Origin of the sequence: Leadbetterella sp. DM7 (genome assembly GCF_040829825.2) — a bacterium.
Classification (GTDB): domain Bacteria; phylum Bacteroidota; class Bacteroidia; order Cytophagales; family Spirosomataceae; genus Leadbetterella.
The window spans coordinates 105,828-130,011 of sequence record NZ_JBFOLH020000003.1; the positions used below are offsets into that span (position 1 = coordinate 105,828).

A 24,184-nucleotide genomic window follows, 5' to 3' on the forward strand; every position below is an offset into this window, starting at 1 on the left:
GCTTTAAAGTTTAAAAGCTGAACGTGTAGCCCAGTTCGCCGGTTAGTTCGTTGTATTTGTTCGTATCCTGGTCTTCGCGGCTGACCGCATTACTCATGTAGGAAACCCTTAAAGCCACCCGGTGCCCCTTCAGGGGCATGTACGAAGTGCTCAGGCTGAAGTTCAGGATGGTTCCTTTGGCGTTTTCCGCCATATCGCTCCGGGTCCAGGAGTTATGCGTGTTGACCGATAGCTTATTTTTAAGGAAACCCATACCGGCACCCAGTGAAGCACCGTAGCTGCCCGTATTTCCTATTGAAAGCTTGTTGTTGGCATAATTCAGGCCGGTGTTGAGGTTCAGGCCTGCCTGGTTCAGCGTAAGCGAGTAGTTCAGAAAAGCTACCGACGAAAAAATGTCATTTTCGTTAACCGTATCTTCGTTCAGGTCTTTGAGGCTGCTGGCGTTGTATGACAGGATCACTACGTGGGTCATGTCTGTGCCGGGCAAGATCAGCCGCGGGGTAACAGAGAGGTTCCGGTTGGTTTGTGCCAGCAGGTAGCGGTTTTCTACCATGGCCACGGTAGGCTCGGAGTTGGCCGTAAAGTTGGTAAAATTGGCGTCAATGCCCAGTTGATCTGACAGATCCCACGAAACATTAGCCATGCTGATGACCCTTTTCGTAGACGCCAGCTTAAGGCCCTTGCGGTTGTCTTCCTGTATGCCTATGCTTCCTGAAAACCGGAGCCTGCCTTTCAGGGCATTAAAAGAAGGGCTGATGGTGATATTCTGCAGGTCATTCTGGAAGAAATACGCCCCCATCGACCTGAAATTGGGTTCTACCAGCTTGTATCCGGCTTTAAGCGCAAAGTATTTATGGGTATACCCCAGCCCCCCGCTATAGGCCAGGGAATATTCGGAGGTACCGTTGATTTTTAAGTAACGGGAAAGCTTCAGCAATGCCTTTTGCGTGGAATCAATGTTTATTTCAAGATCTGAGCGGATATTTTTGGTATAGATGCTCACCGCACCGTCACCATAGATATACAGGCCTTTGACCACGGTATACTTAAAGTCAGCCCCCAGCACCAGGTTAGACTCAGGACTGACATTGGCCGAATCGAGGTTGCCTTTAAAGCCTTTTTCGGTGTCTTTTGCTGCAATGAAGCTCAGGTTAACGAAGCTCCCTTTGCTTTCATACCCCAGCCGGCCTGCTGTACCGTAGCGGTTGAAGCTTTCGGGTCTTACATACCCGCTCAGGGTATCAATGGCCGTTGAACGGTTTAAGCGGCCGGTCATAAATCCCGCCCTGAATTTTCCCGGCTTAAGTTCAAAACCGCCGCCCAGCAGGGTGTGTCCCGCCAGGGTATAGGGCGAAAAGCTGACGTTCCGGTAACCTCCGTGCAGCGTTATCCATTTCCAGGTGGGGCTGAGGCCGTATTGGTTGAAAGGCTGCGAAAACGACCTGTCCTGTTCACTGAAGCTGAAGCTTACCGGTACCGTGAGGCCGTAAAATGAAAAAACAGGCGACCCGGAAATGATATAGGAGAAGGGGCTTCTCCTGGGGTCGATACCGTGGGCACTGTATCCTATGGTGCGAATATCCAGTGACCCGCTGACGGCAAAAGGTTTCTGATCTCCTATAGCAGACAGGTCCTGCGAACGGGCCTGCAAAGAGAGAAAAACCGGTAAAAGAAGGTATATACGTATTTTCATAGGCTTAAGTTGAGATCCTGTGCCGTCAACGGAGGGCATGAGAGTCGGAAATTGATGCATACAAAATTACCGGAGGGCCGGATGTACGGCAATACCAAAAAAGGTGTATATTCAGCACAGGTGTAGGATCGTATAACCGAATCCCTTTATATTTATTCCCTGAAAGCAGGAATACGCTGCGTATGGATGAATCCTGTTGCTGAACCCATGAAAATGAGAAACCCGATCTGCCTGTTGCTGCTGCTGATTTCTGCCGGAACTTCCGGACAGCAGGCGCCTGTTCTTCTTTTCCGGCATCTGGATCACAGCAACGGGCTGTCAGATCCTGCCATTCAAAGCCTGCACAGCGATAAATTTGGTTTTCTGTGGATCGGTACCCACAACGGACTTAACCGTTTTGACGGGGTAAACTGTATGGATTTTAACCAGCGTTATGACCTGCAGGGAAATATTGTTACCCGCATGTACGAGAGTCCGCAGGGAGACATTTACCTGGGCACCCAGAAAGGCCTGTCGCGTTACAATTACAACAAAGACTCTTTTACCTATTTTGAGTTTTCACCGTATAAGTATTATTATGCCTTCCCGTTTTATGCCGGTGAAAAGGTATGGTGCAATGCCCTGGGCGGTGTTTACGTGGTAGATTCCACTTTTCATTTCCTGACCGATAAAACCAACGGCCGCTCTTATGTAGGCGGTACCCGCAACGGCCGGGTCGACTGGTTCATTACCAACGCTTCGCATTCAGGGCTGTTTGTACATTACATGAACGACGATTACACCATCCGCGAAAGCCGGCCGTTTTTCCGCGACGGGTTCAGGGCCGTAGTGGCTGATGTGTACGTAGCCGCAGATTCGGTGGCCTGGATAGCATCTGACAAAGGACTGATCCGGCTGAACCCGTATACCGGTGAGTACAAGGTGTACGATTTCGGAGTAAGTATCAACTGCCTGTTTCCCTATAGGAATAACCTGTTTGTAGGGACGAACGGAGCCGGGTTGCAGTTTTTTGATACCCGGGCCGACCGGGTCACGGGGGGGTATACGCACCAATACCATAATACAGGCAGCCTGTCGGGGAACCACGTGATGCAGATCCATATGGACAAGCAGGATAACCTGTATGTGTCAGTGATGGGGAAAGGCCTTGATTATACGAATGTGCGCCAGGTACGGTTTACCCACCTGCTCGATAAGGAAAGTTCGGTGGGCCAGGGGCTCGACAACCAGATTACCAACCTGCTGGATGCCGGAAATAACCGGGTCTGGTGCGGCACCTATTCGGGTGGGCTCCTGGTATACGATATCGCCCTGCAAAAAATAACCGCCCGGTATTTCCCGGAAAACTCGGTACGGGGCCTGTTCCCTGCAGGGCGTGATAAGCTGTTCCTGGAGCTTGACAAACACAAATATTACCTCTATTCTTCCGGGCGTTTTGCACCCCTGAACCTGCCGGAGCTGCCTGACGGGGTTAATTATATGGTGGAAGACCCGGTTAACCGGCTGCCGCTGGTCTGCTCTCCCCAGGGCGCGGCCTATCTCCGGGACGACGGTACATTGCGTTTTCTCGATAAGCTGAACAGCAGCATAGAGTGGCATAACATCAGCCATATTACGTTTCTTTCCGATAACGAAGTACTGGTTCAGACCTATTATACCAACCTGGCGCTGGCCCGCCGCGAAAAAGACGATTTTACGGTGGTACGTGAAGTGGCCCGCACCCCTTTTAACATCAACGGCTCGGTTAGGGTAGGAGACAAGGTGTACCTGGCCACTACCTCCGGCCTGTATCTTTACGATCACCGGGGGCTGGGAGATCGCCCTGTTCTGTCGGCATTCTGCACGGATGTGATAGCCGTGGGCGAAGAGCTCTGGATCAACTCAAATAACGGCCTGTACCGGTACCGGCCGGCCACGGGTGAGATCCGGCAGTATACAGAATCTGACGGCCTGCAAGGGGTTATTTTCAGCCCGAATACACTGCAGGAAACAGCCGGTGGCCGGGTGATCACAGGGGGTAGCAACGGCATCAATGTTTTTGACCCGGCAAAGGTCAAAACCATAGATATCCCCGTAAAGGCCTACATCACCCGGATAAGCATTAACGATGCGCCGTATACCGGGGCTAACCCGGTTATGCTGAAGGAGCTTCACCTCGACCACCGGTCCAACACGGTGTCGTTCCAGGTTACTCCGCTCGATTTCCTGAACGGGCGTTTCCGGAAAATGAAATACCAGCTGAAGGGCTATGATGAAGCACCTATTGAGACTACCGGCGTGTCAGAAATACGGTATGCGCGCCTCCCGCCCGGCAAGTATGTTTTTACCATTCAGACAGAGGGCAACCCGGTGCCTGCTACGCTGGAGCTTACGATCACACCCCCGTTCTGGCAAACCACCTGGTTTTTTGCGGTGGCCGTACTGGGCATCCTGGCACTCACGATCCTGCTGACGTACTGGTTTGGCAGGCGGGTAAAGAATAACCAGCTGGAAAAGATGCGTATCATGCTTACATCGCAGGAAGAAGAGCGGAAGCGCATAGCCGTAGACCTGCACGATGACCTGGGCGGGCGCCTTTCGTCGCTTAAGCTGTATATGCAGGCCGCCGCAAGGGAAATTCCGGAAGAACGGAAAGAAACTTTCCGCGATACCACCCGGCTGCTCGACGAGGCCATCTCCGAGCTGAGGAATATTCTCTTTAACCTGAGCCCGAAAACATTGGACGAAAACGGGCTGGAAGCCGCTATCCATGAGCTGGCGGGCAATATCCGGAAAATCACCGGGCTTCATATTGAAACCAATATGGATACGGGGGGCATCCGTATCGGCCGGCCGGTTCAATATGTGGTATACCGCATCTGCCAGGAGCTCATCAACAATACCCTGAAGCATTCTGAAGCCAGCCGGGCGTACATCTCGCTGGTTAACCGCGAAGACGGCCTGGTATTTCTTTATGAAGATAACGGGAAGGGCTTTTCAATAGAAGAGGTAAAGGCCGGGTATGGCCTGACCAATATAAAGACCCATGCGCAGGCTATTTACAGCAACCTGACCATTGACAGCAGTGCCGGCAAAGGTACGGCCGTCACCCTGATCATTCCGAAAGACACGTTAAGCTATGAACCCAACCTACCATGAAAAAGATACTGATTGCCGATGATCACACCATGTTTATTAACGGACTGCGCCTGTTGCTGTCGGCTATGCCGGGCTTTGAAGTAAACGGTGTGGCGTCTGACGGCCAGCAGGCCCTGGAGCACCTGGCGCGGCATAAAACCGATATTATCCTGATGGATGTCAATATGCCGGTATTGAACGGGTACCAGACCACCTTCCAGGTGCGCGAGCAGCACCCCGGAGTAAAGATCATTGTGCTGTCGATGCTGGCCGATGAGCACAGCGTAACCAAGATGCTGGAGGCCGGCGCACACGGTTATCTTTTCAAAAATGCCGATGAGGAAGAGCTGCTGGAAGCGCTGGAAACCGTTCTGGAGGGTAAAATATACATTACCCGGGAAATCCGGGATAAGATCTGCCTGTCGAAAAGAAACGCCCCGGCCAACGAAGAGATCACCCGGCTTTCCAGCCGGGAAATGGACATTGCCCGCCTGATCATGGAAGGATATACCAACACCGAAATTTCAGATAAGCTTTTTATCAGCGTAAGAACGGCAGAAACCCACCGGAAAAACATTTTAGCCAAATTTAACCTGAAGAATACAGCCTCCCTGGTGAAATACCTGATGGACAATAAGCCGTTTCTGGGACTATAGACCCCGGAGGCTCATCCCCTCAGTTTCACCAAGCTCAGGAACTCCTCTTTCCGGGAATTTTCCTTATCAAAGACCCCTCCGAAAAACGAAGTGACCGTAGAGCTGGTCTGGTCGGCAATGCCCCGCGACGAAACGCAGAAGTGATCGGCATCTACTACTACCGCCACATCTTCGGTTTCCAATACCTGTGTCAGGGTTTCACCGATCTGGATGGTCAGGCGCTCCTGCACCTGCGGCCTGCGGGCAAAATGGTTCACAATACGGTGAAGCTTGGAGAGCCCGATCACCTTTCCCGTAGAAATATAGCCAATGTGCACTTTGCCCACAATAGGTACAAAATGATGCTCACAATTGGAATAAAACGAGATATCCCGCTCTACCAGGATCTCGCTGAACCGGTAATTGTTCTCAAAGAGGGTCACCGAAGGCATATTTTCCGGGTTCAACCCTGAAAAAAGCTCCTGCACATACATCCTGGCTACCCGTTTCGGGGTGCCTGAGAGGCTTTCATCGTTGAGGTCCAGCCCCAGGGTGTGCATGATCTCCCTGAAGTGTGCGGCAATTGTTTCTATTTTTTCTTCGTCCGACAGCACAAAAGCGTCCGGCCGCAACGGCGTTTTCGCATTGGTCATCTGGTGATCGTTCCCGATCTCATCTTCCCGGACGGTGTTATTCAGGATATTCAACATAATTTCTTTCCGTTTCAAATAGTCTGATTTTTAAATCAAATCGGTGGTCAATCTCAGCCCGTAAAATGTCATAGATGACTACGCAAATATTTTCGGCTGTAGGATTCAGCGTTTTAAAATAAGGCAGGTCGAGGTTAAGATTTTTATGGTCAAAAACCTCCAGGATGTGCTCGTGAATAAGGTCGCTAAGTACTTTGAGATCAAACACAAAGCCCGTTTTCGGGTCTATTTCACCGCTCACTTTGACATGGAGCTCATAGTTATGCCCGTGGTAGTTAGGATTGTTGCATTTGCCAAACACACGGATATTGGTCTCAGAATCCCACTCCGGATTATGAAGCCTGTGCGCAGCGTTAAAATGCTCTTTTCTAAATACGGAAACTCTTGTCATGTACAAAGTTTGTGTACTACACATCTAAAAATACGCCCGAATGGCGAAAGGACAATATAGTAAATGTAATATTTAAGTTAAAAGTTCAGAACAGGCGTGGTTTTATTTGAATAAATGTAAAAGCAGGAGGTTTTTTAAGTGAAAAGATAAAAGATAAAAGTGAAAAGTTAAGGTACATTCACTCCATTAAATATGAAAAAATGTACCTTAACTTTTCACTTTTATCTTTTAGTTTTTAGTTTATCTCTATCTTTGTCCTATGGATAACTTCGTTGTTTCAGCCCGTAAATACCGGCCGGTCACTTTTGATTCGGTTGTAGGTCAGTCGCACATCACCACCACGCTCCGGAATGCCATATCATCGGGTCAGCTGGCCCAGGCCTTCCTGTTTACAGGTCCGCGCGGGGTGGGGAAGACCACCTGTGCCCGTATCCTGGCCAAAACCATCAACTGCCAGCATGTTACCGCTGATACCGAACCTTGTAACGAGTGTACTTCGTGCCGGAATTTTGCACAGAATGCCTCCTTTAACATTCATGAGCTGGATGCCGCGTCGAACAACTCGGTAGAAGATATCCGGAATCTTATTGACCAGGTGCGGTTCCCGCCCCAGGACGGTAAATACAAGGTGTATATCATTGACGAGGTGCACATGCTCTCGCAGGCGGCCTTTAACGCCTTCCTTAAAACCCTCGAAGAGCCGCCCGCCTATGCCATATTTATCCTGGCTACCACTGAAAAGCACAAGATCCTGCCCACCATCCTGAGCCGTTGCCAGATCTTTGACTTCAACCGGATCCAGATCAAAGACATGGCCCGTCACCTGGCCAAAATAGCCAACAGCGAGCAGGTGGCCTTTGAAGAAGAGGCACTGGAGCTGATTGCGCTGAAAGCCGACGGCGGACTGCGCGACGCCCTGTCGATGTTTGACCTGAACGTGACTTTTTCCAAAGACCGGACCCTGCGCTACAAAGATGTGCTGGAGAACCTCCATGTGCTGGATTACGATTATTACCTGAAAATGACCGACAGCCTGTACCGGGGCGACATTACGCAGGTCATTCTCCTGCTGAACGAGATCATCACCAAAGGCTTTGACCTGCACCAGTTCGTGGCCGGCCTGAACGAGCATTTTCGGAATATCCTGGTCTGTAAAAACCCGGAAACCGTACATATTCTTGAGTTGTCAGACAGCATCAAGGCGCATTTCCTGGAACAGTCGAAGGGCATATCCACTTCGTTTCTGTTGTCGGCGCTCAGCGTGGGCTCCCAGCTCGACGTTAACTTTAAGTCAGCCAAGAATCAACGGCTGCATGTAGAGATAGGCCTGCTGAAATTGTCGCAGATCACCTCGGTGCTGAACCTGGCCGATTTACCTGAGGCTGAAAAAAAAACGCCTGACCTGACCGTCAGGGCCCCGGAAATGACGCCGACGGTTACGCAGGCCGGGCCGGTGCTGCCAACCGAAACGCCCAAGCCTGTACCGGCAATAGCCGGCCTCAAATCGCTGAAAAGCCTGCGGAAGGAAGAAGAGGCTGCTCCTGTGATTGCCGCACATCAGGTTGAGCATGTGCAGGAGCCTCTTAAAGCCGATTTTACCGAGGGCCATGCCATAGGCGTGCTCAGTGAATTTTTCAAGACACGTACATCGCCCAATGAAAAGCTGCTTTTTGAGAGCGGTTATGATATTACGGGTACGCATATCCGGTTCAAATTGCCGAATACTTTCCTTTTGGGGCTGTTTGAAGCCATCAAATCGGATCTGCTGGAATACATGAAAAGAAAGCTCCGGAACACCGATATCACGGCCGACGCCATTGTTACGGCGGCAGAGTCTGTGGCCAAGCCCCGCACCGAGCAGCAGAAATTTGAAGCCATGGCTGAGAAGAACCCTGTGCTCTGGGATCTGAAAAAAGGGCTGGACCTGGATCTTATTTTCTAAGGATGCTTCCTGTATAAAGCAAGCCGGCCACCTTTTGCAATAGCCGGGTTGTGCTGTTAGAGTCCCTGCATGCGTGTAGGAAAGGCTGCAACGCTGTATTTTTTCCTGTCAACGGCACTTTTGAGCCGAAAAATGTTTCATCTTTATTTATTTCCCGGTAAATTTGCTAAAAAAACGGTTATGGCATTAAGAGTAGCTATCGGCAGTGATCACGCCGGTTTTCAATACAAGAAGAAAATACTGAGCTGGTTACAGGAACAGAACTTTGTGACGGCAGATTTCGGAACGTACAGCGAAGAATCTATGGATTACCCCGATACGGTACATCCGCTGGCCACGGCGCTTGAAAACGGGGAGTACGACTTCGGTATCCTGCTGTGCGGCAGCGCCAACGGGGTATGCATTACTGCCAACAAGCACCAGGGTGTGCGGGCCGGCCTGGCCTGGAACCTGGAAGTGGTAAAGCTGATCCGCCAGCATAACGATGCCAACATTCTTTGCCTGCCTGCCCGGTTTATTTCAGAATACCAGGCGGTAGATTATACCCGTGAGTTTCTGAACACGGCATTTGAAGGCGGGCGCCATGCTACCCGTGTGGGCAAGATTGCCTGTTCTGTATGCTAAAAACCGGATTTCTAACGAAAAATTAAGTTATTTTTAATACTTCCATGCAACCTTTTGATAAAAAATTACGTCTAATATAATAAAGACAAAAAAATTGTCTTTATTTTGTAAAAAAAGAAGAAGTTATACGATAAAATTTACAATTCACTTGAAACGGCCCGCTAAAATATCAGTGATATTCCTGATGACGATCTTAACGTCAGGTATGCTGTTTGCCCAAAACGCAGCGGAGTCAAGGCTGAATGTAGGTAAAGACGCTAAAAAGACTATTCTTCCCGCCACCAGTAATACGTCTATATTCGGGAAATTGCCCGAGAAGCTGAATTTTGTGGATTCAAAGGCCGAATTTACCCGGTATTACCGTAACCTCCTGCTGAAAAGCTCTTCCGATAACAAAACAGAGACCGCTCATGTCCGTGCTGCTGAGGTAGCAACCGAAAAAATCAGGTTCGGTAACATGTATCCTAACCCGGCGGTGAACTTCGTGGAAATCCCTTACGAAGCGGTAGACAGTTTTAAGGATGCCCGGGTTACCGTCATGAACATGGTGGGCGCCTCGCTGCTCGAATACCCCGTTACGGCTAACGGCAGCAAAATAAAAATGAATACCACCGGCCTTGAATCGGGAATTTACATGGTGCAGTTTGTAGTAGACGGCAAAAAAGTCAGCACCAAAAAGCTACTTGTAGAACGTAACTGATAATTTTCTTGCAACCCCTTCGTTTAATACCCAATTACAATTCTTACCTTTGTCGGATGAATTTCAGGTTATATCCTTTAGTCGTTTTAAGTCTGCTTATTTTTTCCTGCTCCAGAGAGTTTACCAGGGTTCAGAAAAAAGGTACCACCGAAGAAAAATACGCAGCCGCCATGAAGTATTATAAGAAGGCGGATTATTATAAGGCCGGTGTTTTGTTTGACGAGATCACTCCTTTGTTACGGGGCGACAGTACGGCAGAAAAGACCCAGTTTTACAACGCGTATGCCAATTACTACCAGGGCAACTACCAGATGAGCAGCTACCTGTTCAACTCGTTTTACGCTACCTATAACAACAGCCCTTTTGCTGAAGAAGCGTACTACATGTATGCGTTCTCCATGTATAAGGATACCCCGCCGTATAACCTGGATCAGACCAATACGCTGACAGCCATTGACGCTTTGCAGACATTCATTAACTCGTACCCCGACAGCAAATATGCCGAAAACTGCTCGCGGAACCTGCAGGACCTGCGTGAACGGCTGGAGCGGAAGGCCTACGAGAAAGCCAGGCTGTATTACAAGACCCGCGACCCGTCGTGGGGAGGGCTGAGCAACTACCTGGCTTCTGTGGTAACCATTGAAAACTTCAAGAAAGATTTCCCGGACTCCAGGTATAACGAGGAGCTGAGCGCCATGCAGATTACTGCGCAATATGAGCTGGCCGATCTGAGCTTGTTTAACAAGCAGAAGGAGCGCTATAACGAAACGCTTGATTACTACAATAAATTTGTAGATAAATACCCGAACAGCAAATACATCAAAGACCTGGAGAAATATTATGACCGGTCGCTGAAGGGCCTGGAGAAAGTAGCTGAGATTGAAAAGAAAATAGAGGAGCTGAGGAAGCAGGCGGAAGAGGAGAGAGAAGTGAAATAATTTGTTTTTTCGTAAAGTTGTTTTTTGTTTGACTGAAAACAAATTACAAATTCACAAAAGTACCCCATCTCTTGCATTTACTCCTATTTGTGTCTAATTTTGCACCTTCGTTTATAAAACTGTTTGAAATATGGCAATAAATCCTTCGATAATAACCCGCGATACAGATGTGTTGGCTTCAAAAACCTCTAACATCTACGAATCGGTATATGTGGTTTCCAAGAGAGCCCAGCAGATCGCGATCAAATCCAAAGAGGAGCTTTCGCACAAGCTGAGCGAATTTGCTTCCAGCGTAGATAACCTGGAAGAGATCTTCGAGAACCGGGAACAGATTGAGATTTCAAAATACTACGAGCGCCAGCCCAAGCCTACCAGTGTGGCATTGGAAGAGTTCCTGAGTGACCAGATTGTGGTGAAATACAGGGACGCGGAATAAGAGATTAAGTTAAAAACTAAAAGCTAAAAGCTAAAAATTATGGAAGTAACGTTCTTTAATTTTTCGTTTTTAGCTTTTCTCTTTTAACTTAACACATCTGAAAGCTCACTGAGAATAAGTGACGTGGCTCCCCAAACCCACGAGTCCTGTACCACATAACCCGGCACCGATACCTGCTGATTCCCAATGAGGATCTCGCGGTTAACAATTTCCCCGTGCCGGATGATATCTTCCACATCGGTATAGTAAATGCGTTCTACTTCGCGGGCGTCGGGGTAAAATTCCGGCTTATAGTCCATATACCCGATCACCGGGTGCACCATATAATTGCTGACCGGGATATACACGTCGGTGAGCTCGCCCAGCACCTTCACATCAATGGCTTTGATCCCTATTTCTTCCTGTGCTTCACGAAGTGCCGTACGTACCAGGTTTTCATCGGAAGGTTCTGCTTTTCCGCCCGGCAGTGCCATCTGTCCGCCGTGCTTTCCGTCGTATTGCGGCCGGAGGATCAGCGGGAAATAGGCCCGGGACATCCAGGGATAAAAAAGAATGAGCACGGCACTGCTTCTGACATTATCGGGAGCCGGAAGCGTATGTTTCAGGCGGGCCCGGTGCATATATTTCCTGTGGGAGGCTATCCCGGGAAGAGGCTCCTGCAGTCTTTTTTCAAGGGTATCGATGGTCTGGTCAAACAACATGCATCATGGGGATGAGACTGTGCCCGCCGAAATTAGAGCAAAAAAACTATTTGTCCAAGTATTTTTCAGCGAAAGCATTCACACAACGTTCGCCGTCTACAGCTGCCGAAACAATGCCCCCGGCAAAGCCGGCGCCTTCACCGCAAGGGTAAAAGCGCTTTGTATCTGTATGTTCCAGGGTATTTTCATCACGGGGAATACGTACGGGAGATGAGGTACGGCTCTCCACACCGATCATCTGGCCGGCATCATAATTTCGCATTTTTTTATTAAAGTCGCGCAGCCCCTGTTCCAGCGCACCGGCTATGCCGGCCGGAAGGATCTCGTGAAAATCGAGGGCGGTAAGGCCGGGCTGGTACGAGGTTTCGGAAAGGTCACTGCTCAGTTTTCGCTTATAGAAATCTTTGATCCGTTGGGCCGGGGCTACCTGGGTGATGCCGTCGGTTACACCCAGCTTCTCACACACCAGGCGATGCGCCTTTTGTTCCACACTTTTCTGAAGCTCGAGGGCGGCCGTGTTGCCGTAGGCTTCAAATTCTTTCCAGTCGGGCGGATTAACAGCCACTACCACGCCCGAGTTGGCGAAGAAAGAGTCTCTTCGTGAGGGCGACATGCCATTGACCACCAGCTCATTTTGGGCGGTAGAAGCCGGAACAATGAAGCCGCCGGGGCACATGCAGAAGCTGAATACGCCCCGCTGTACGCCTCCGAAGCTGGTTTGTGCCACCAACGAGTAAGCCGCGGCAGGAAGTAATCCCCGGTTATCGGAATGATACTGGCAGGTATCCACAAAACGCTGTTCGTGCTCTACCCGAACGCCCAGGGCAAAAGGCTTGTTTTCCAGGGACAGGTTTTTACGGCTGAGCAGCGCAAAGATATCGCGGGCCGAATGGCCTGTGGCCAGGATCACGCCGTCGGCTATCCATTCTTTGCCGTCTTGTGTTTTTACTCCCTGTATAGTGCCCTTTTCAATGAGCAGATCGGTTACTTTCTGGTCAAAATGCACTTCACCGCCGTGGTTGAGCAGGGTGTTCCGTATGTTTTCAATGACCACCGGCAGCTTGTTGGTGCCGATGTGCGGGTGAGCCTCGATCAGGATCCTTTCCGTAGCTCCGTGCTTCACCAGTATTTCCAGGATACGGCGGATATCGCCCCGCTTTTTGGAGCGGGTGTAGAGCTTGCCGTCAGAGTAGGTGCCTGCACCGCCTTCGCCAAAGCAGTAGTTGGAGTCGGGGTTCACCAGGTGGTCTTTGTTGATAGCGGCCAGGTCGCGCCGTCTCGACCGTACGTCTTTACCCCGTTCCAGCACCACAGGTTTAATACCCAGCTCCAGGCAGCGCAGGGCAGCAAAAAGCCCGGCAGGTCCGGCACCGATGATCAGCAGGGTCTTGCGAAAAGGCTTGATGTTGTATTGATACCCGGGGAAATCCAGGAGCTGAAAAGGCCCGTCTGCAGAGACCTCTACTTCCAGGTTAACGCGGATGTTCCGGCCACGGGCATCGACCGACTGCCGGTGCTTCCTGAAGTGAAAATGGGAGAGGCCTGTCTTTTTTCGCAGGAAATCTTCGAGTGCCGCCTCATCAAACGCTATCTCAGGCGAAACTACATAATGCAATATTTTGTTCATAAAGAAAGGTATCTATCCTTTAATGCCGTAAAGTTAACCATTGTTCGGCTCAAAATTTGTATTTTTGTCACAGGCATATCATTAAATCGTTTTGGGGTACTTCTCAGATATAGGAAAGGGCATCAGGACCACGGCAAAAGGCTTAAGCCTGACGCTGAAGCACCTGTGGGCCGCCCGGCACACCAAAGGGGGCATGGAGATCAGGGATAACGCCTTTTTTGATATAAAGGAAGGAAATGTAACCCTCAAATACCCTCATGAGCAGCTGGAAGTGCCTGAAAACGGGCGTTACCAGCTCGACTGCGAGATAGACGACTGTATTGTGTGCGACAAGTGCGCGAAGATCTGTCCGGTAGACTGCATTGAGATTGAGGCGATCAAGTCGCCCGAGCTGATCCGGCACGCTTCTGACGGCTCGCCTGTACGGCTTCATGCGGCCAAGTTCAATATTGACATGGCCAAATGCTGTTTCTGCGGACTGTGCACCACGGTATGTCCTACGGAGTGCCTCACCATGACCGACGAATACGATTTCTCTGTTGAAGACGTAAACCTTCTGAATTTCGCATTTTCTAACCTTTCTGAAAAAGAAGCGCAGGAAAAACGGGAGCTCTATGAGCAGTTTGTGGCTGAGAAAGAGGCGGCAAAAGTAGCTGCGAAAGCCCCGGCAGGCACAGAAGGAACCCCTCCTTCCGCTAAACCGGTATTCCGGCCCAAGCCACCAATAGCTGCTGCGGCTGCTGAGGAAGAACAGAAACCTGCCTTTGTACCGAAAGCAAAACCGGAAGCCGGTGAAGACAACAAGCCGGCCTTTGTACCCAAAGCCAAACCTGCCTTTATGCCAAAGGCTAAGCCGGAGGTAAGTGATGAAAGCAAACCCGCGTTTGTTCCTAAAGCAAAACCTGAAGTTAGTGGAGAGAGCAAACCTGCTTTTGTTCCGAAGGCAAAACCGGAATTAAGTGGCGAGAGTAAGCCTGCATTTGTTCCGAAGGCGAAACCGGAGTTAATTGGAGAGAGTAAGTCTGCATTTGTTCCTAAGGCGAAGCCGGAGTTAAGTGGAGAGAGTAAGCCTGCATTTGTTCCGAAGGCGAAACCCGAGCTAAGTGGAGAGAGCAAACCTGCTTTTGTTCCTAAGGCAAAACCGGAGCTAAGTGGGGAGAGTAAACCTGCTTTTGTTCCTAAGGCCAGGCCCGAACCGGCCGAAGAACCCAAAGCGGCGGCACCCCGGTTTATTCCTAAAAACAAACCGCAAATAAGCAATCCTGATGACTGAGCAGCTCTTTACCGATCTTGTTTTCTGGTTGTTCTGCCTGGTCACGGTAGGCGGGGCGGTTTATGTGCTGCTGAGTAACCATGTATTGTATGCGGCATACGGGCTGCTGGTCGTGTTTCTCGGAGTAGCCGGTATCTTTGTATTTGCAGGAGCAGAATTTGTTTCTGCCGCCCAGGTTATGATCTATGTAGGCGGGATTCTGGTGCTGCTGATCTTCGGGATTATGCTGAGCTCGCGGCGGAAAGCGCGCCATGATCATCTGAAAGTGGAAAACGCCCCTCGCGGAACGGGTGTGCTTATTGCCGGTCTTCTGGGAGCCATGCTGATTTTGCTGGGCAGCCGGCTTGCATTCAGCGGAAAACCCACCGGCAAGTGGCTGGCGGTAAAAAGCCTGGGCTTTTCGCTGATGACCAACTACGTGGTAATCCTGGAAATAATAGGAATGTTACTTTTAATGGCCTTGATCGGGGCTACATACCTGGCAAAAGATGATCAATAACATTTTACCTTACCTGGTGGTCTCGGGCCTGCTGTTTGCCATCGGTTTTGCCGTGGTGGTAAGCAAAAAAAACCTGATCCTCATGCTGATGGGCGTGGAGCTGATGCTGAATGCCGTAAATGTCAACTTTGCGGCCTTCTCCAAATTTGACCCGGACCCGGTAAAAGGGCAAATATTTTCAATTTTTGTGATGATTGTTGCCGCAGCTGAAATCGCTGTAGGTCTGGCTATTGTGCTCAAAATCCGCCGCCACTACCACGAAATCGACCCGGAAAAGTTGAATAATTTGCGCGATTAGATTTGAATTTTTAAAAGTTATTTCTACCTTTGCAGTCCAATCGGCTGCGTAGCTCAACTGAATAGAGCACTCCGATTACCATCGGAGAGGTTTCAGTGGAAACGCGACGAAAGATAAACAAGGCTGCGTAGCTCAACTGAATAGAGCACTCCGATTACCATCGGAGAGGTTTCAGTGGAAACGCGACGAAAGATAAACAAGGCTGCGTAGCTCAACTGAATAGAGCATCTGACTACGGATCAGAAGGTTTCAGGTTTGAATCCTGACGCGGTCACAAAGCCCTCGAAAGAGGGCTTTTCTAATTTAAATTCCACAATTATGCATTACTGCTACATTCTTTATTCAAAGAGCCTGGATCGTTATTACATTGGAAGCACCAGCCAAACGCCACAGGAAAGGCTTCAAAAACACTTAGCCAATCACCCTGGTTTTACCGGGAAAGCCAAAGACTGGGAAATTGTTTATTCAGAGGGTTTTTCTTCAAAAGAAGAAGCCGGCAGAAGGGAACGACAGATCAAATCATGGAAAAGTAAAACAATGATTCAGAAACTTATTCTTTCAAACGGTTAATATATTTCCGATTTTAGGTTAAAGTATCGATATTGGATTGATTTTATTTCATCATTTATTTGTGAATGAATAGCACGCAGAAAAATTTTGACCTGGCTAAAAAGCGGCAGGAAAGAGGACTGACCCAGCAGGAGTTGGCCGAACTATCCGGCTTAACCAGCCGAACAATTCAACGGATTGAAAAGGGCGACGTGGTTCCCTACGGCGATACAATACGGAAACTGGCCAAAGGGCTTGACCTCTCCGTTGACGAGCTGAAATCGGTCGCCGGGGAGATGAACGAAAATGCTCAAACCCACATCCTGGCTTTTTATCATTTTGCACCCCTGTTGGGTATCGTTATCCCGTTTACGAATGTTTTAATCCCTTTATTCCTGTGGATATCCTATCGGGATAAGCATACGCTATACGATTTTCACGGCAGAATTTCGCTTAATTTTCAGCTCACCATAACTTTGCTTGCACTGATCCCGATCGTACTCCTTGTTCTTTACTTTCCGGTAGGGTTTCCCCTTCTTATGGGTGTCGGCCTGTACACGGTTGCATGCTGCATTATCAATGGCATCAGGGCACTGAAGAACCGGCTTCCGAAATATTACCTCTTTCTGCACTTTCTTTAACCCGACAGCGCAAAAATCATAAGCGCTTCTACACATCAGCTGCAGATGTCGCCAGGATGTCGTACCCTTGTCGTTGACATATGGATACTGAATACCGGATATTTACAGGAAAAAAATATGAAAAAGATCGGTAAACTCTTACTCCTGCTTATTCCCTTTTTTGCTGTTGAACAAGCTACAGCACAAGCCGGGTTAATTGAAAAACTCGACGGAAGCAAAATAGGAGAACGGGAAATAGATAGTACAGTAAAAAGCTTAATGAGCCGGGCTGAAATTCCCGGGATGGGCCTGGCCATTCTTAACAATAAAAAGAAGGTATTTCTGAAAACCTACGGATTTAAGGATCGATCGGGCGGGAAATTACTGGACACTACCTCTATTCTTTATGCTGCATCCTTCAGTAAGGCGGTCTGCGGATTCCTGTGTATGAGATTAGTGGAAAATAAGATACTTGACCTCGATAAACCCTTGCACCACTACCTGAAAAAGCCCATTGCGGAATATGAGAATTTCTCAGAGCTCAGAAACGATGACCGCTGGCAGAAAATCACGGCCCGGATGTGTCTTAGCCATACCACCGGCTTTCCGAACCTCAAATGGTTTGATCCCACGGCTGCTGATCCTGAATTTGATTCTTTAGGCGTGGTGAAAATATACTTTGAGCCCGGTACAAAATACGCCTACTCCGGCGAAGCTTTTAAACTGCTCCAGGTTGCGCTCGAAGACATAACCGGGAAACCCTTTGACGAGCTGGCAGTGGAGTATGTCTTTAAGCCGGCGGGAATGAACAGATCTGGTTATGTGTGGCACGACAATTTTGGCGATGACCTGGCCATCGGGCACAATGAAAAGGGGCAACAGGATATAAAACGAAAAAGGACGGTTGCCGTGGCAGGAGGTTCCATGGTCACCACTATTGAAGATTACACCCGATTCATTGAATATGTAGTCCGGGGAAAGGGAATACGCAAAGCTACATTTGATGAAATGATCCGTCCGCAGATAAGAATCTATTCCCAAACCCAATTCCCACCCATAACACAAGCCACTACTCACGAAAATGACGATATCCAGCTGTCTTACGGATTAGGCTGGGGCCTGATGCAAACCCCATACGGAAGGGCATTTTTTAAAGAAGGCAGCGACGATGCCTGGAAAAACTACAATATCAATTTCATCGACCGGGGCATTTCCATCATCATTATGACCAACAGCGTTAACGGGAGCATGATTTTCAAGGATTTACTGGAAAAGCTAATCGGAGATACATTTACGCCCTGGAAGTGGGAGGGGTATTACCCGGTGGGGTATGAGGGGATATCCCCGAAATGATAAATCATCTACCTGGCCAGACACCAACAACTTCCCGGAATATCAGACAATATAAATGAATTTGTGTATTTTTATATCTTTGAAGTGCTGCTTACCCATAGCCACACTATTCAAATCTATAAAGATGTACAGAAATGGAAAATTTTGACTCCCTCATATCCGAAATTGTCAGATTCAGAGATGAAAGAGATTGGGAACAGTTTCATAACTCCAAAGATTTAGCCATTGCATTGTCACTGGAGGCCTCTGAGCTGCTGGAAATATTCCTTTGGAAAAGTAATGAAGAATTCAATACAGATAAGTTGAAAGAAGAGCTGGCAGATGTATTGATGTATGCTTTGCTGTTGGCTAATAAGCACAATCTTGATGTCAGTCAGATTATCCGGGATAAGATTAAAAGAAATTCTGAAAAGTACCCGGTGGATAAAGCCAAAGGCACCGCAAAAAAATACGACGAATTATAAGCTAAGCCCTGACTTATGAATTTTAATATTCATCAATATCCTGTTGACCATGCATTAGAGCCTGCTCTGATCGAGCACCATCGTGAATATTTAAATTGGCCGCTTGTTTATTTTTTAGAAGAAGAATGGAAAGAGAAAAGAGAAGCATACGTTGGCGAAACAACAGACGTTTTAACCCGCTTAAAAGCACATTCAAAATCGGGAAAAAAGCAAAATCTGAGTTTTGTCAGCCTTATTCTAAGTGATTTATTTAATAAATCAGCCGCGCTGGATATTGAGTCCAACCTGATCCGCTATATTGCAGCAGACGGTCAATATGTGTTGCAAAATGGTAATTTAGGTATAGCGGATCACCAATATTATCAGCAAAAGGAGAAATATCAGGTCATATTCAGGGATATTTGGAGCGAATTACGAACCAGGGGGATTGCCAGGCACTCGCTTGAGCACATTAATAATTCTAACATATTCAAATATTCGCCTTATAAATCTTTGTCTAAAGAACAGGTTACAGGCTTAAAGATTATCCTAAACTGTTTATTGGATGAAAATGCCAAAGTAAGCCTTATTGAAGGAGGGGCAGGAACCGGAAAATCTATCTTAGCTATTTTCCTCTTCAAGCTTTTAAAAACGGACCTCCATGATTTTAACCGTTTGGATTTTGATGAGGATGACCAGGAGTTGTTTTCTCTTCTGAAAAAGGTGAAGGAGGAATATGGTGATTTGAATATGGCATTGGTAATTCCTATGGCCTCATTCCGGAAAACCATCTCCAAGGTGTTCAAAAATATTAAAGGTTTAACCAGTAAAATGGTGATTGGCCCTTCTGACATGGTAAAGCAGAAATATGACTTACTGATTGTAGATGAAGGGCATCGATTACGAAAAAGGGTAAACCTGGGTTCCTATTATCGCACGTTTGACCAAAATACCGAAATTTTAGGCCTGGATAAAATGGTATCGTCTGAATTAGACTGGGTTCAGATCCAAAGTAAAAAATCAATCATCTTCTACGATGAGCTTCAAACCATTAAACCGTCAGATGTTGCCCGTGAAAGATTTTATGAATTGAAAGACCTGCCCACTACAAGAAAGGAAAAGCTAACGGTACAATTACGTATAAAAGGTGGAAATGAGTATGTGAAACTGGTACATCAATTATTTGACGACAGTAAGAAGCATAAATCCCAGATTAAAGATACCAGCCTATATGATTTCAGGTTATTTGATGATCTGGACGAAATGGTTAAGCAAATCCGTTTCAAAAATCAACAAAAGGGTTTATCAAGAATGGTAGCCGGTTTTGCCTGGGAGTGGATTTCCAAAAAAGATAAGTCATTGTTTGACATTCAGATCGGGGATACCGTATTAAAATGGAACAGTACAGAGAAAGATTGGATTAATTCTACCAACGCCATAAAAGAAGTAGGCTGTATACATACCACTCAGGGCTATGATTTAAACTATACCGGTGTGATTATTGGCCCTGAATTGGACTATGATTTTGTCGCTGACCAGTTTGTTGTGTATAAAGAGAGGTACAAAGATAAAAACGGCAAAAACTCCATTAAAGATAACCGGGTACTTTTAGATTATATTCTCAATATTTACAGAACTTTACTGTTGCGAGGCATGGAAGGAACATACGTCTATGTCTGTAATCCCAACCTGAGAAAATATTTTGCTCAGTTCATTCCCGCAAATGATCATAACGAAGAGCATAAACCCACTTACACTATCGTTCATAAGTCCAATGAATTCACCGTGCCTTATTATGATCTGGAAATAGCGGCGGGAAGTTTTTCTGATCAACAATCGGTCGAAAATGTAACATACATTGAATTACCAGACTTAAGACAAAATAACGACTACTTCGTTTGCAGGGTAGTAGGAGAGTCGATGAACAAAGTAATCCCGAACGGCAGCTTGTGCTTGTTCAAAAAATATACAGGTGGAAGCCGGAACGGGCTGATCACTTTAGTAGAAGGAAGTGAAATACACGATACCGACTCCGGCGCAAATTATACCATCAAGGAATATTCAAGCAAAAAGAGCGCAAATGGAGAAGTCTGGCAACATGAAGAAATCATACTGAAGCCCTTATCTACAGAGCCCTATGATCCTATTGTTTTGAAAGGTGAAGAAATTATGAATTTTCAGGTGATCGGGATTTTTGTTAGGGCGTTGGGGGAATAAACAGTACTTGATCTGGTTTTCGTTAAACAGATTACAACCATTTACCGGCCGCATGACAGCCTGGGTGGGATAAGCTCCATGGTATATAAAAACAAGGAAGCTGTTGTTGGGCGCAATAGAGCGTAGCGGAACAGAGCCCAACAACAGACTGAAACATAAACGTATTTTGTGTACTTTTTAGGACGTACTAAAAGTGGGGAGCTTATAACACTAATATATTTAGTATTATGGGTAAGTATGGTTCTCATTATGGAAACATTCGCAAAAAGTATATTAATTGCTAAACATAAAACCTTTTTCAATTACAATGACAATAACTTCTATCTACATATGTTTTGTTATTATTACTGTTAATATAATAACAGCCTCCCTTTGGGCCGGTAATCAACCTTCTTCCGTTATAAAAGCCACATGGCCATTCTTCGGGAGCATACTTAGATGTAATAACCTGTTTGGTTTTTGAATTTAGACTTAGTTTTACGCTACCAAAAGGATCAGAAGTAGTAACGGTGCTAACCAATTCCTCTTTTAGATAAACCTGAATAGTCAGGTAGCCGTTTACATTATTTTTCTCTGCATTTAATTGTAATGTTTCGGAACTCGAAGATTTAGTACTTATTGTTGATGGTAATTCAATATTCTCTTTCTTTTCCTGAACTCCACTAATATTGGAAGTAAATGTGATAGGTTCACAGGTGCCGGTGAGTCTTATTTCATAAAAGTTAATATAACCGTTTATGATATAGTCTTTATAGTTAAGACTCGAAACCTCTAACTTCAGATCTATATTTTCATCATGCCTGAAAAAAGGTACAAGGCCATTTTTCGATTTTGTTCTAACCGTATTTTTTTGCCCTGAAGATAACTTAACTTCGGCAAAATTGTCATTAGGTGTTCCGGGATATTATTGTAGGCGAAAATGCTGTATGATGTCTTGTTCTCCAGTGTATATATATAATAAGTAAATGAACTGGTTACATTTATCACAGTGTCTTTAGTAGCTATGCCACCTTTTCCTGTGACTTCCATTTTGACTTTGTATTGTCCGTTTTCAGGGAATACATACTCCGGATTTTCCTCAGTAGATTTACCTATATTATCCCCAAATACCCAATAATAGCTTGTGGCATTTTTTGACAAGTTATTAAACTTATATTTACCACCGCCCTTATCTTCAAATGAAAAATCAGGTACTGGTGGATAATCTTTCCCGCTAAGTATAGTGATTTGTTGCTTAGTACTATCAACTGCCCCAAAACCTTTGGCTTCAAGTTTTATAGTATAATCACCGTTATATTCAAATTTAATAGTAGTGTCTTTTGAAACGAATGAAATAGAAAGCTCCGGAATTTTCCATACAAAACTTTCTGCTTCCAGAGATTCGTTGACTAATTGGACATTTCCGGCATCCTGAAGTTTATAGCTAAATGCAGCCTTAGTATTCGCTTTGTGAATTACAAGTGACTGTTGCTTTGAAGATTCACCTCCAGCACCTAACGCTTTTAAAGTAACTGTATAATTGCCGGGTACTTTATAGATGTGTTTTGGGGATTGCTCATTAGAGCCTGCCCCATCACCAAAGTCCCAAGCATAAGAATCTGCATTATGAGATAAGTTTGTAAATGAAGCTTCGGATTTACTTATCGCGAGAGAGAAATCTGCTTCAGGTATAGGAATCTCTTCCTGGCAAGATAAAGCAATGAGGCCCAGAAAAAATAATACTGCAATTTGTTGTACAAAAAATTTCATGGTTTATATAGGAATTATGATAATTTCTGAGTCTCTGCCAGGTAGCTAACGAAAAAATAGAAGTATCCTTTCTTAGTACAGATTTGTCTTTTTCTTTAACTTTTCCCCCTAACCAGCTCCTCCAACCTCGCCATCATCTCGTCCTTGTCTTTCAGCATCCGCTCATAAAGCGCAATTTTCTCGTCGTAAAGCTCCACAATCTTATCAATAGGATTGAAGGTGCAATTCGGGTTAATTGCGTTTAAAGTAGAATTGTCGTTGCTTGTAAATGTATTTGATATCACGTTCACTGCCTGGTCCTCATTATAATTCTGAAATACTTCTACCGGGATTTTCAGGGCTGCTGAAATTTGTTGCAACAGGATAATATCAATAGTTTCCTTTTGCTCCAGTAATGAAATTCGTTGCGGATTCCAGTCGTCGCCCAGCTCAAATGCCAGCGTGTCCTGCCGGATACCCAGCATTTCACGAAAACGTTTCACGTTGCGGCCTTCATGGATTTTCGGATTTTTCGCGGTATGGGTCATCGTTTTAACAGTGTTTTTTGCTTATTGACAAAAATAAGGGTTTCTGTGAAATAATGCTCATTATAAAGCCGGGTAAAAAACCGGTAGTTTACACGAGCGCTCTCCGGTTTCTAACCCGTACCCGTACAATCCTCATTCCCCTTTGCATGACCCAACTATTTAACGGAAGTTTGTAACGGGTTTTACATATACCGGAAATGATCAGAGGGAAGTTTTTATGGCTGGCCATAATAGGGTGGGGCACGACAGCTCCGGCCGCGGCCCAGGAAATGCGTTTCGGGAACACCCTCCTGTTTGATATGATGCTGACCGGGAAAGACCGCATGATCACCGAACCCGTGATCAAGGGCATTACGTACCTCACTGTAGAAGGCGAAACCCGGTCCGTTCCCGAAACCGACGTGCTTCGTTACCTGGAAGACCGTTACCCTGGTAAAGTGATTTATATCGATGTTTACGCGACCTGGTGCGGGCCCTGCCTCGAAGAAATGCGGTATACCCCGGCGCTTCATGAAGAAATGAAAGGTAAAGACGTGGTTTTTGTGAATTTATGCCCTCAGTCGGCGGTATCCAACTGGACAGTGCTGGTCAGGAAGCGATCCATAGGAGGGGAGAACTACTTTTTTACCGATGACGCCACCAAATTGTTCATGGGCACCTATAAGCTGTCGGGCTATCCGTCTTACCTGTTGATGAACCGGCAGGGAGGGCTGATCACCACCAGCGCTCCGCGCCCATCTGAAGCAAAAGCGGTAAAAGAAACCCTCCTGAAACTACTGGAGGAATAATGTTACCGGAAACTACTGTCACTAACTCCAAGAAGTCCAGCTACTTATAAATTTTCTCAAAAAATTTTGTAGAATTATAGTGGAAATATGAAGAGAGTACGTAATTTTGCACCCGTCTTCAAGCCCAGGTGGTGAAATTGGTAGACACGCTGTCTTCAGGTGGCAGTGCCGCATGGTGTGCTGGTTCGAGTCCAGTCCTGGGTACAAACCGGAACTTTGATGAGATTTCATCGGAAGTTCCGGTTTCTTGTTTATAAAAAGTGCTGTTAATGTGATAGATAAGGGATCAAGTGTAAAACTTGTGGAGCGCTTAGATTTTAGGCATAAATCTGACAAAGTCTGAAGAGGAAGAAT

23 protein-coding genes and 2 tRNA genes are annotated in these 24,184 nt (G+C 46.7%); 18 read left to right on the forward strand and 7 right to left on the reverse strand.

The window, feature by feature from the left end; genetic code table 11:
• Nucleotides 1-10: 10 nt before the first annotated feature.
• Nucleotides 11-1,693, reverse strand: coding sequence for a hypothetical protein (locus tag AB2U10_RS04140; protein ID WP_367913267.1), 1,683 nt, complete (start codon nucleotides 1,691-1,693; stop codon nucleotides 11-13).
• 213 nt (nucleotides 1,694-1,906) lie between these two features.
• Between AB2U10_RS04140 and AB2U10_RS04145 the strand changes: the two genes are divergently transcribed.
• Both AB2U10_RS04145 and AB2U10_RS04150 read left to right on the forward strand, forming a co-directional pair.
• Entirely contained in the window at nucleotides 1,907-4,831 is a 2,925-nt protein-coding gene (locus tag AB2U10_RS04145; RefSeq protein WP_493820217.1) for a sensor histidine kinase, read from the forward strand.
• The gene (locus AB2U10_RS04150) at nucleotides 4,828-5,466 is read left to right on the forward strand and encodes a response regulator (protein WP_367913265.1); all 639 of its coding nucleotides are present in this window, start codon (nucleotides 4,828-4,830) and stop codon (nucleotides 5,464-5,466) included. Before AB2U10_RS04145 ends, AB2U10_RS04150 begins: the two co-directional genes overlap by 4 nt.
• 11 nt (nucleotides 5,467-5,477) lie before the next feature.
• Here the strand turns inward: AB2U10_RS04150 and folE are convergent, their stop codons facing one another.
• The gene (gene folE, locus AB2U10_RS04155; protein ID WP_367913264.1) at nucleotides 5,478-6,173 is read right to left on the reverse strand and encodes a GTP cyclohydrolase I FolE; all 696 of its coding nucleotides are present in this window, start codon (nucleotides 6,171-6,173) and stop codon (nucleotides 5,478-5,480) included.
• The gene (locus AB2U10_RS04160) at nucleotides 6,136-6,546 is read right to left on the reverse strand and encodes a 6-pyruvoyl trahydropterin synthase family protein (RefSeq protein WP_367913263.1); all 411 of its coding nucleotides are present in this window, start codon (nucleotides 6,544-6,546) and stop codon (nucleotides 6,136-6,138) included. Before AB2U10_RS04160 ends, folE begins: the two co-directional genes overlap by 38 nt.
• Before the next feature lie 259 nt (nucleotides 6,547-6,805).
• Here AB2U10_RS04160 and AB2U10_RS04165 point away from each other — a divergent pair, with 259 nt between their 5' ends.
• The 5 genes from AB2U10_RS04165 (at nucleotide 6,806) to AB2U10_RS04185 (ending at nucleotide 11,186) form a co-directional block, all read left to right on the forward strand.
• Nucleotides 6,806-8,488, forward strand: coding sequence for a DNA polymerase III subunit gamma/tau (locus tag AB2U10_RS04165; protein ID WP_367913262.1), 1,683 nt, complete (start codon nucleotides 6,806-6,808; stop codon nucleotides 8,486-8,488).
• Nucleotides 8,489-8,668: 180 nt separating this feature from the next.
• Complete coding sequence (locus AB2U10_RS04170) at nucleotides 8,669-9,112, forward strand: RpiB/LacA/LacB family sugar-phosphate isomerase (RefSeq protein ID WP_367913261.1); 444 nt, start codon at nucleotides 8,669-8,671, stop codon at nucleotides 9,110-9,112.
• A gap of 184 nt (nucleotides 9,113-9,296) precedes the next feature.
• Entirely contained in the window at nucleotides 9,297-9,812 is a 516-nt protein-coding gene (locus AB2U10_RS04175) for a T9SS type A sorting domain-containing protein (protein ID WP_367913260.1), read from the forward strand.
• A gap of 56 nt (nucleotides 9,813-9,868) precedes the next feature.
• Entirely contained in the window at nucleotides 9,869-10,750 is an 882-nt protein-coding gene (locus AB2U10_RS04180; protein ID WP_367913259.1) for an outer membrane protein assembly factor BamD, read from the forward strand.
• 130 nt (nucleotides 10,751-10,880) lie between these two features.
• The gene (locus AB2U10_RS04185) at nucleotides 10,881-11,186 is read left to right on the forward strand and encodes a DNA-directed RNA polymerase subunit omega (protein ID WP_367913258.1); all 306 of its coding nucleotides are present in this window, start codon (nucleotides 10,881-10,883) and stop codon (nucleotides 11,184-11,186) included.
• 83 nt (nucleotides 11,187-11,269) lie between these two features.
• Here AB2U10_RS04185 and AB2U10_RS04190 read toward each other — a convergent pair whose 3' ends face one another.
• Nucleotides 11,270-11,887 carry an NUDIX hydrolase gene (locus AB2U10_RS04190; protein ID WP_367913257.1) on the reverse strand — a complete coding sequence of 206 codons (618 nt, stop codon included), beginning with the start codon at nucleotides 11,885-11,887 and terminating at the stop codon, nucleotides 11,270-11,272.
• Nucleotides 11,888-11,933: 46 nt separating this feature from the next.
• Entirely contained in the window at nucleotides 11,934-13,514 is a 1,581-nt protein-coding gene (locus AB2U10_RS04195; protein ID WP_367913256.1) for an NAD(P)/FAD-dependent oxidoreductase, read from the reverse strand.
• A 91-nt stretch (nucleotides 13,515-13,605) separates the two neighbouring features.
• Between AB2U10_RS04195 and AB2U10_RS04200 the strand changes: the two genes are divergently transcribed.
• From AB2U10_RS04200 to AB2U10_RS04240, 9 genes are all read left to right on the forward strand, one after another.
• The gene (locus tag AB2U10_RS04200; RefSeq protein ID WP_367913255.1) at nucleotides 13,606-14,787 is read left to right on the forward strand and encodes a 4Fe-4S dicluster domain-containing protein; all 1,182 of its coding nucleotides are present in this window, start codon (nucleotides 13,606-13,608) and stop codon (nucleotides 14,785-14,787) included.
• Nucleotides 14,780-15,286, forward strand: a complete 507-nt coding sequence (locus AB2U10_RS04205) for an NADH-quinone oxidoreductase subunit J family protein (RefSeq protein WP_367913254.1) — start codon at nucleotides 14,780-14,782, stop codon at nucleotides 15,284-15,286. Before AB2U10_RS04200 ends, AB2U10_RS04205 begins: the two co-directional genes overlap by 8 nt.
• Nucleotides 15,276-15,584: an NADH-quinone oxidoreductase subunit NuoK gene (nuoK, locus tag AB2U10_RS04210; RefSeq protein WP_367913253.1), complete on the forward strand. Its 309-nt coding sequence runs from the start codon at nucleotides 15,276-15,278 to the stop codon at nucleotides 15,582-15,584. Before AB2U10_RS04205 ends, nuoK begins: the two co-directional genes overlap by 11 nt.
• 200 nt (nucleotides 15,585-15,784) lie before the next feature.
• Nucleotides 15,785-15,858: transfer RNA gene (locus tag AB2U10_RS04215), tRNA-Arg, on the forward strand.
• 44 nt (nucleotides 15,859-15,902) lie between these two features.
• Nucleotides 15,903-16,154, forward strand: coding sequence for a GIY-YIG nuclease family protein (locus AB2U10_RS04220; RefSeq protein ID WP_367913252.1), 252 nt, complete (start codon nucleotides 15,903-15,905; stop codon nucleotides 16,152-16,154).
• A 65-nt stretch (nucleotides 16,155-16,219) separates the two neighbouring features.
• Nucleotides 16,220-16,774: a magnetosome magnetite crystal formation protein family gene (locus AB2U10_RS04225; protein WP_367913251.1), complete on the forward strand. Its 555-nt coding sequence runs from the start codon at nucleotides 16,220-16,222 to the stop codon at nucleotides 16,772-16,774.
• 117 nt (nucleotides 16,775-16,891) lie between these two features.
• The gene (locus AB2U10_RS04230) at nucleotides 16,892-18,106 is read left to right on the forward strand and encodes a serine hydrolase domain-containing protein (RefSeq protein WP_367913250.1); all 1,215 of its coding nucleotides are present in this window, start codon (nucleotides 16,892-16,894) and stop codon (nucleotides 18,104-18,106) included.
• Between the two features lie 134 nt (nucleotides 18,107-18,240).
• On the forward strand, nucleotides 18,241-18,570 hold the full coding sequence (locus tag AB2U10_RS04235) for a nucleotide pyrophosphohydrolase (RefSeq protein ID WP_367913249.1): 330 nt from the start codon (nucleotides 18,241-18,243) through the stop codon (nucleotides 18,568-18,570).
• Between the two features lie 15 nt (nucleotides 18,571-18,585).
• A complete protein-coding gene (locus tag AB2U10_RS04240) occupies nucleotides 18,586-20,766 on the forward strand; it encodes a DNA/RNA helicase domain-containing protein (protein ID WP_367913248.1) in 2,181 nt (726 codons plus the stop codon).
• A gap of 783 nt (nucleotides 20,767-21,549) precedes the next feature.
• Here the strand turns inward: AB2U10_RS04240 and AB2U10_RS04245 are convergent.
• Both AB2U10_RS04245 and AB2U10_RS04250 read right to left on the reverse strand, forming a co-directional pair.
• On the reverse strand, nucleotides 21,550-22,515 hold the full coding sequence (locus tag AB2U10_RS04245) for a PKD domain-containing protein (RefSeq protein WP_367913247.1): 966 nt from the start codon (nucleotides 22,513-22,515) through the stop codon (nucleotides 21,550-21,552).
• A 95-nt stretch (nucleotides 22,516-22,610) separates the two neighbouring features.
• Nucleotides 22,611-23,042 carry a helix-turn-helix domain-containing protein gene (locus AB2U10_RS04250; protein ID WP_367913246.1) on the reverse strand — a complete coding sequence of 144 codons (432 nt, stop codon included), beginning with the start codon at nucleotides 23,040-23,042 and terminating at the stop codon, nucleotides 22,611-22,613.
• Nucleotides 23,043-23,239: 197 nt separating this feature from the next.
• Here AB2U10_RS04250 and AB2U10_RS04255 point away from each other — a divergent pair, with 197 nt between their 5' ends.
• Both AB2U10_RS04255 and AB2U10_RS04260 read left to right on the forward strand, forming a co-directional pair.
• A complete protein-coding gene (locus AB2U10_RS04255; RefSeq protein ID WP_367913245.1) occupies nucleotides 23,240-23,830 on the forward strand; it encodes a TlpA family protein disulfide reductase in 591 nt (196 codons plus the stop codon).
• 122 nt (nucleotides 23,831-23,952) lie between these two features.
• A tRNA-Leu gene (locus tag AB2U10_RS04260) sits at nucleotides 23,953-24,034 on the forward strand.
• Nucleotides 24,035-24,184 lie beyond the last annotated feature (150 nt).

Bases quoted from the DNA above. Each gene is read 5' to 3' on its own strand.
- AB2U10_RS04140 (WP_367913267.1), bottom strand. From the start codon at position 1,693: ATGAAAATACGTATATACCTTCTTTTACCGGTTTTTCTCTCTTTGCAG.
- AB2U10_RS04145 (WP_493820217.1), top strand. From the start codon at position 1,907: ATGAGAAACCCGATCTGCCTGTTGCTGCTGCTGATTTCTGCCGGAACT.
- AB2U10_RS04150 (WP_367913265.1), top strand. From the start codon at position 4,828: ATGAAAAAGATACTGATTGCCGATGATCACACCATGTTTATTAACGGA.
- AB2U10_RS04160 (WP_367913263.1), bottom strand. From the start codon at position 6,546: ATGACAAGAGTTTCCGTATTTAGAAAAGAGCATTTTAACGCTGCGCAC.
- AB2U10_RS04165 (WP_367913262.1), top strand. From the start codon at position 6,806: ATGGATAACTTCGTTGTTTCAGCCCGTAAATACCGGCCGGTCACTTTT.
- AB2U10_RS04170 (WP_367913261.1), top strand. From the start codon at position 8,669: ATGGCATTAAGAGTAGCTATCGGCAGTGATCACGCCGGTTTTCAATAC.
- AB2U10_RS04175 (WP_367913260.1), top strand. From the start codon at position 9,297: ATGACGATCTTAACGTCAGGTATGCTGTTTGCCCAAAACGCAGCGGAG.
- AB2U10_RS04180 (WP_367913259.1), top strand. From the start codon at position 9,869: ATGAATTTCAGGTTATATCCTTTAGTCGTTTTAAGTCTGCTTATTTTT.
- AB2U10_RS04185 (WP_367913258.1), top strand. From the start codon at position 10,881: ATGGCAATAAATCCTTCGATAATAACCCGCGATACAGATGTGTTGGCT.
- AB2U10_RS04190 (WP_367913257.1), bottom strand. From the start codon at position 11,887: ATGTTGTTTGACCAGACCATCGATACCCTTGAAAAAAGACTGCAGGAG.
- AB2U10_RS04195 (WP_367913256.1), bottom strand. From the start codon at position 13,514: ATGAACAAAATATTGCATTATGTAGTTTCGCCTGAGATAGCGTTTGAT.
- AB2U10_RS04205 (WP_367913254.1), top strand. From the start codon at position 14,780: ATGACTGAGCAGCTCTTTACCGATCTTGTTTTCTGGTTGTTCTGCCTG.
- nuoK (WP_367913253.1), top strand. From the start codon at position 15,276: ATGATCAATAACATTTTACCTTACCTGGTGGTCTCGGGCCTGCTGTTT.
- AB2U10_RS04220 (WP_367913252.1), top strand. From the start codon at position 15,903: ATGCATTACTGCTACATTCTTTATTCAAAGAGCCTGGATCGTTATTAC.
- AB2U10_RS04225 (WP_367913251.1), top strand. From the start codon at position 16,220: ATGAATAGCACGCAGAAAAATTTTGACCTGGCTAAAAAGCGGCAGGAA.
- AB2U10_RS04230 (WP_367913250.1), top strand. From the start codon at position 16,892: ATGAAAAAGATCGGTAAACTCTTACTCCTGCTTATTCCCTTTTTTGCT.
- AB2U10_RS04235 (WP_367913249.1), top strand. From the start codon at position 18,241: ATGGAAAATTTTGACTCCCTCATATCCGAAATTGTCAGATTCAGAGAT.
- AB2U10_RS04240 (WP_367913248.1), top strand. From the start codon at position 18,586: ATGAATTTTAATATTCATCAATATCCTGTTGACCATGCATTAGAGCCT.
- AB2U10_RS04245 (WP_367913247.1), bottom strand. From the start codon at position 22,515: ATGAAATTTTTTGTACAACAAATTGCAGTATTATTTTTTCTGGGCCTC.
- AB2U10_RS04250 (WP_367913246.1), bottom strand. From the start codon at position 23,042: ATGACCCATACCGCGAAAAATCCGAAAATCCATGAAGGCCGCAACGTG.
- AB2U10_RS04255 (WP_367913245.1), top strand. From the start codon at position 23,240: ATGATCAGAGGGAAGTTTTTATGGCTGGCCATAATAGGGTGGGGCACG.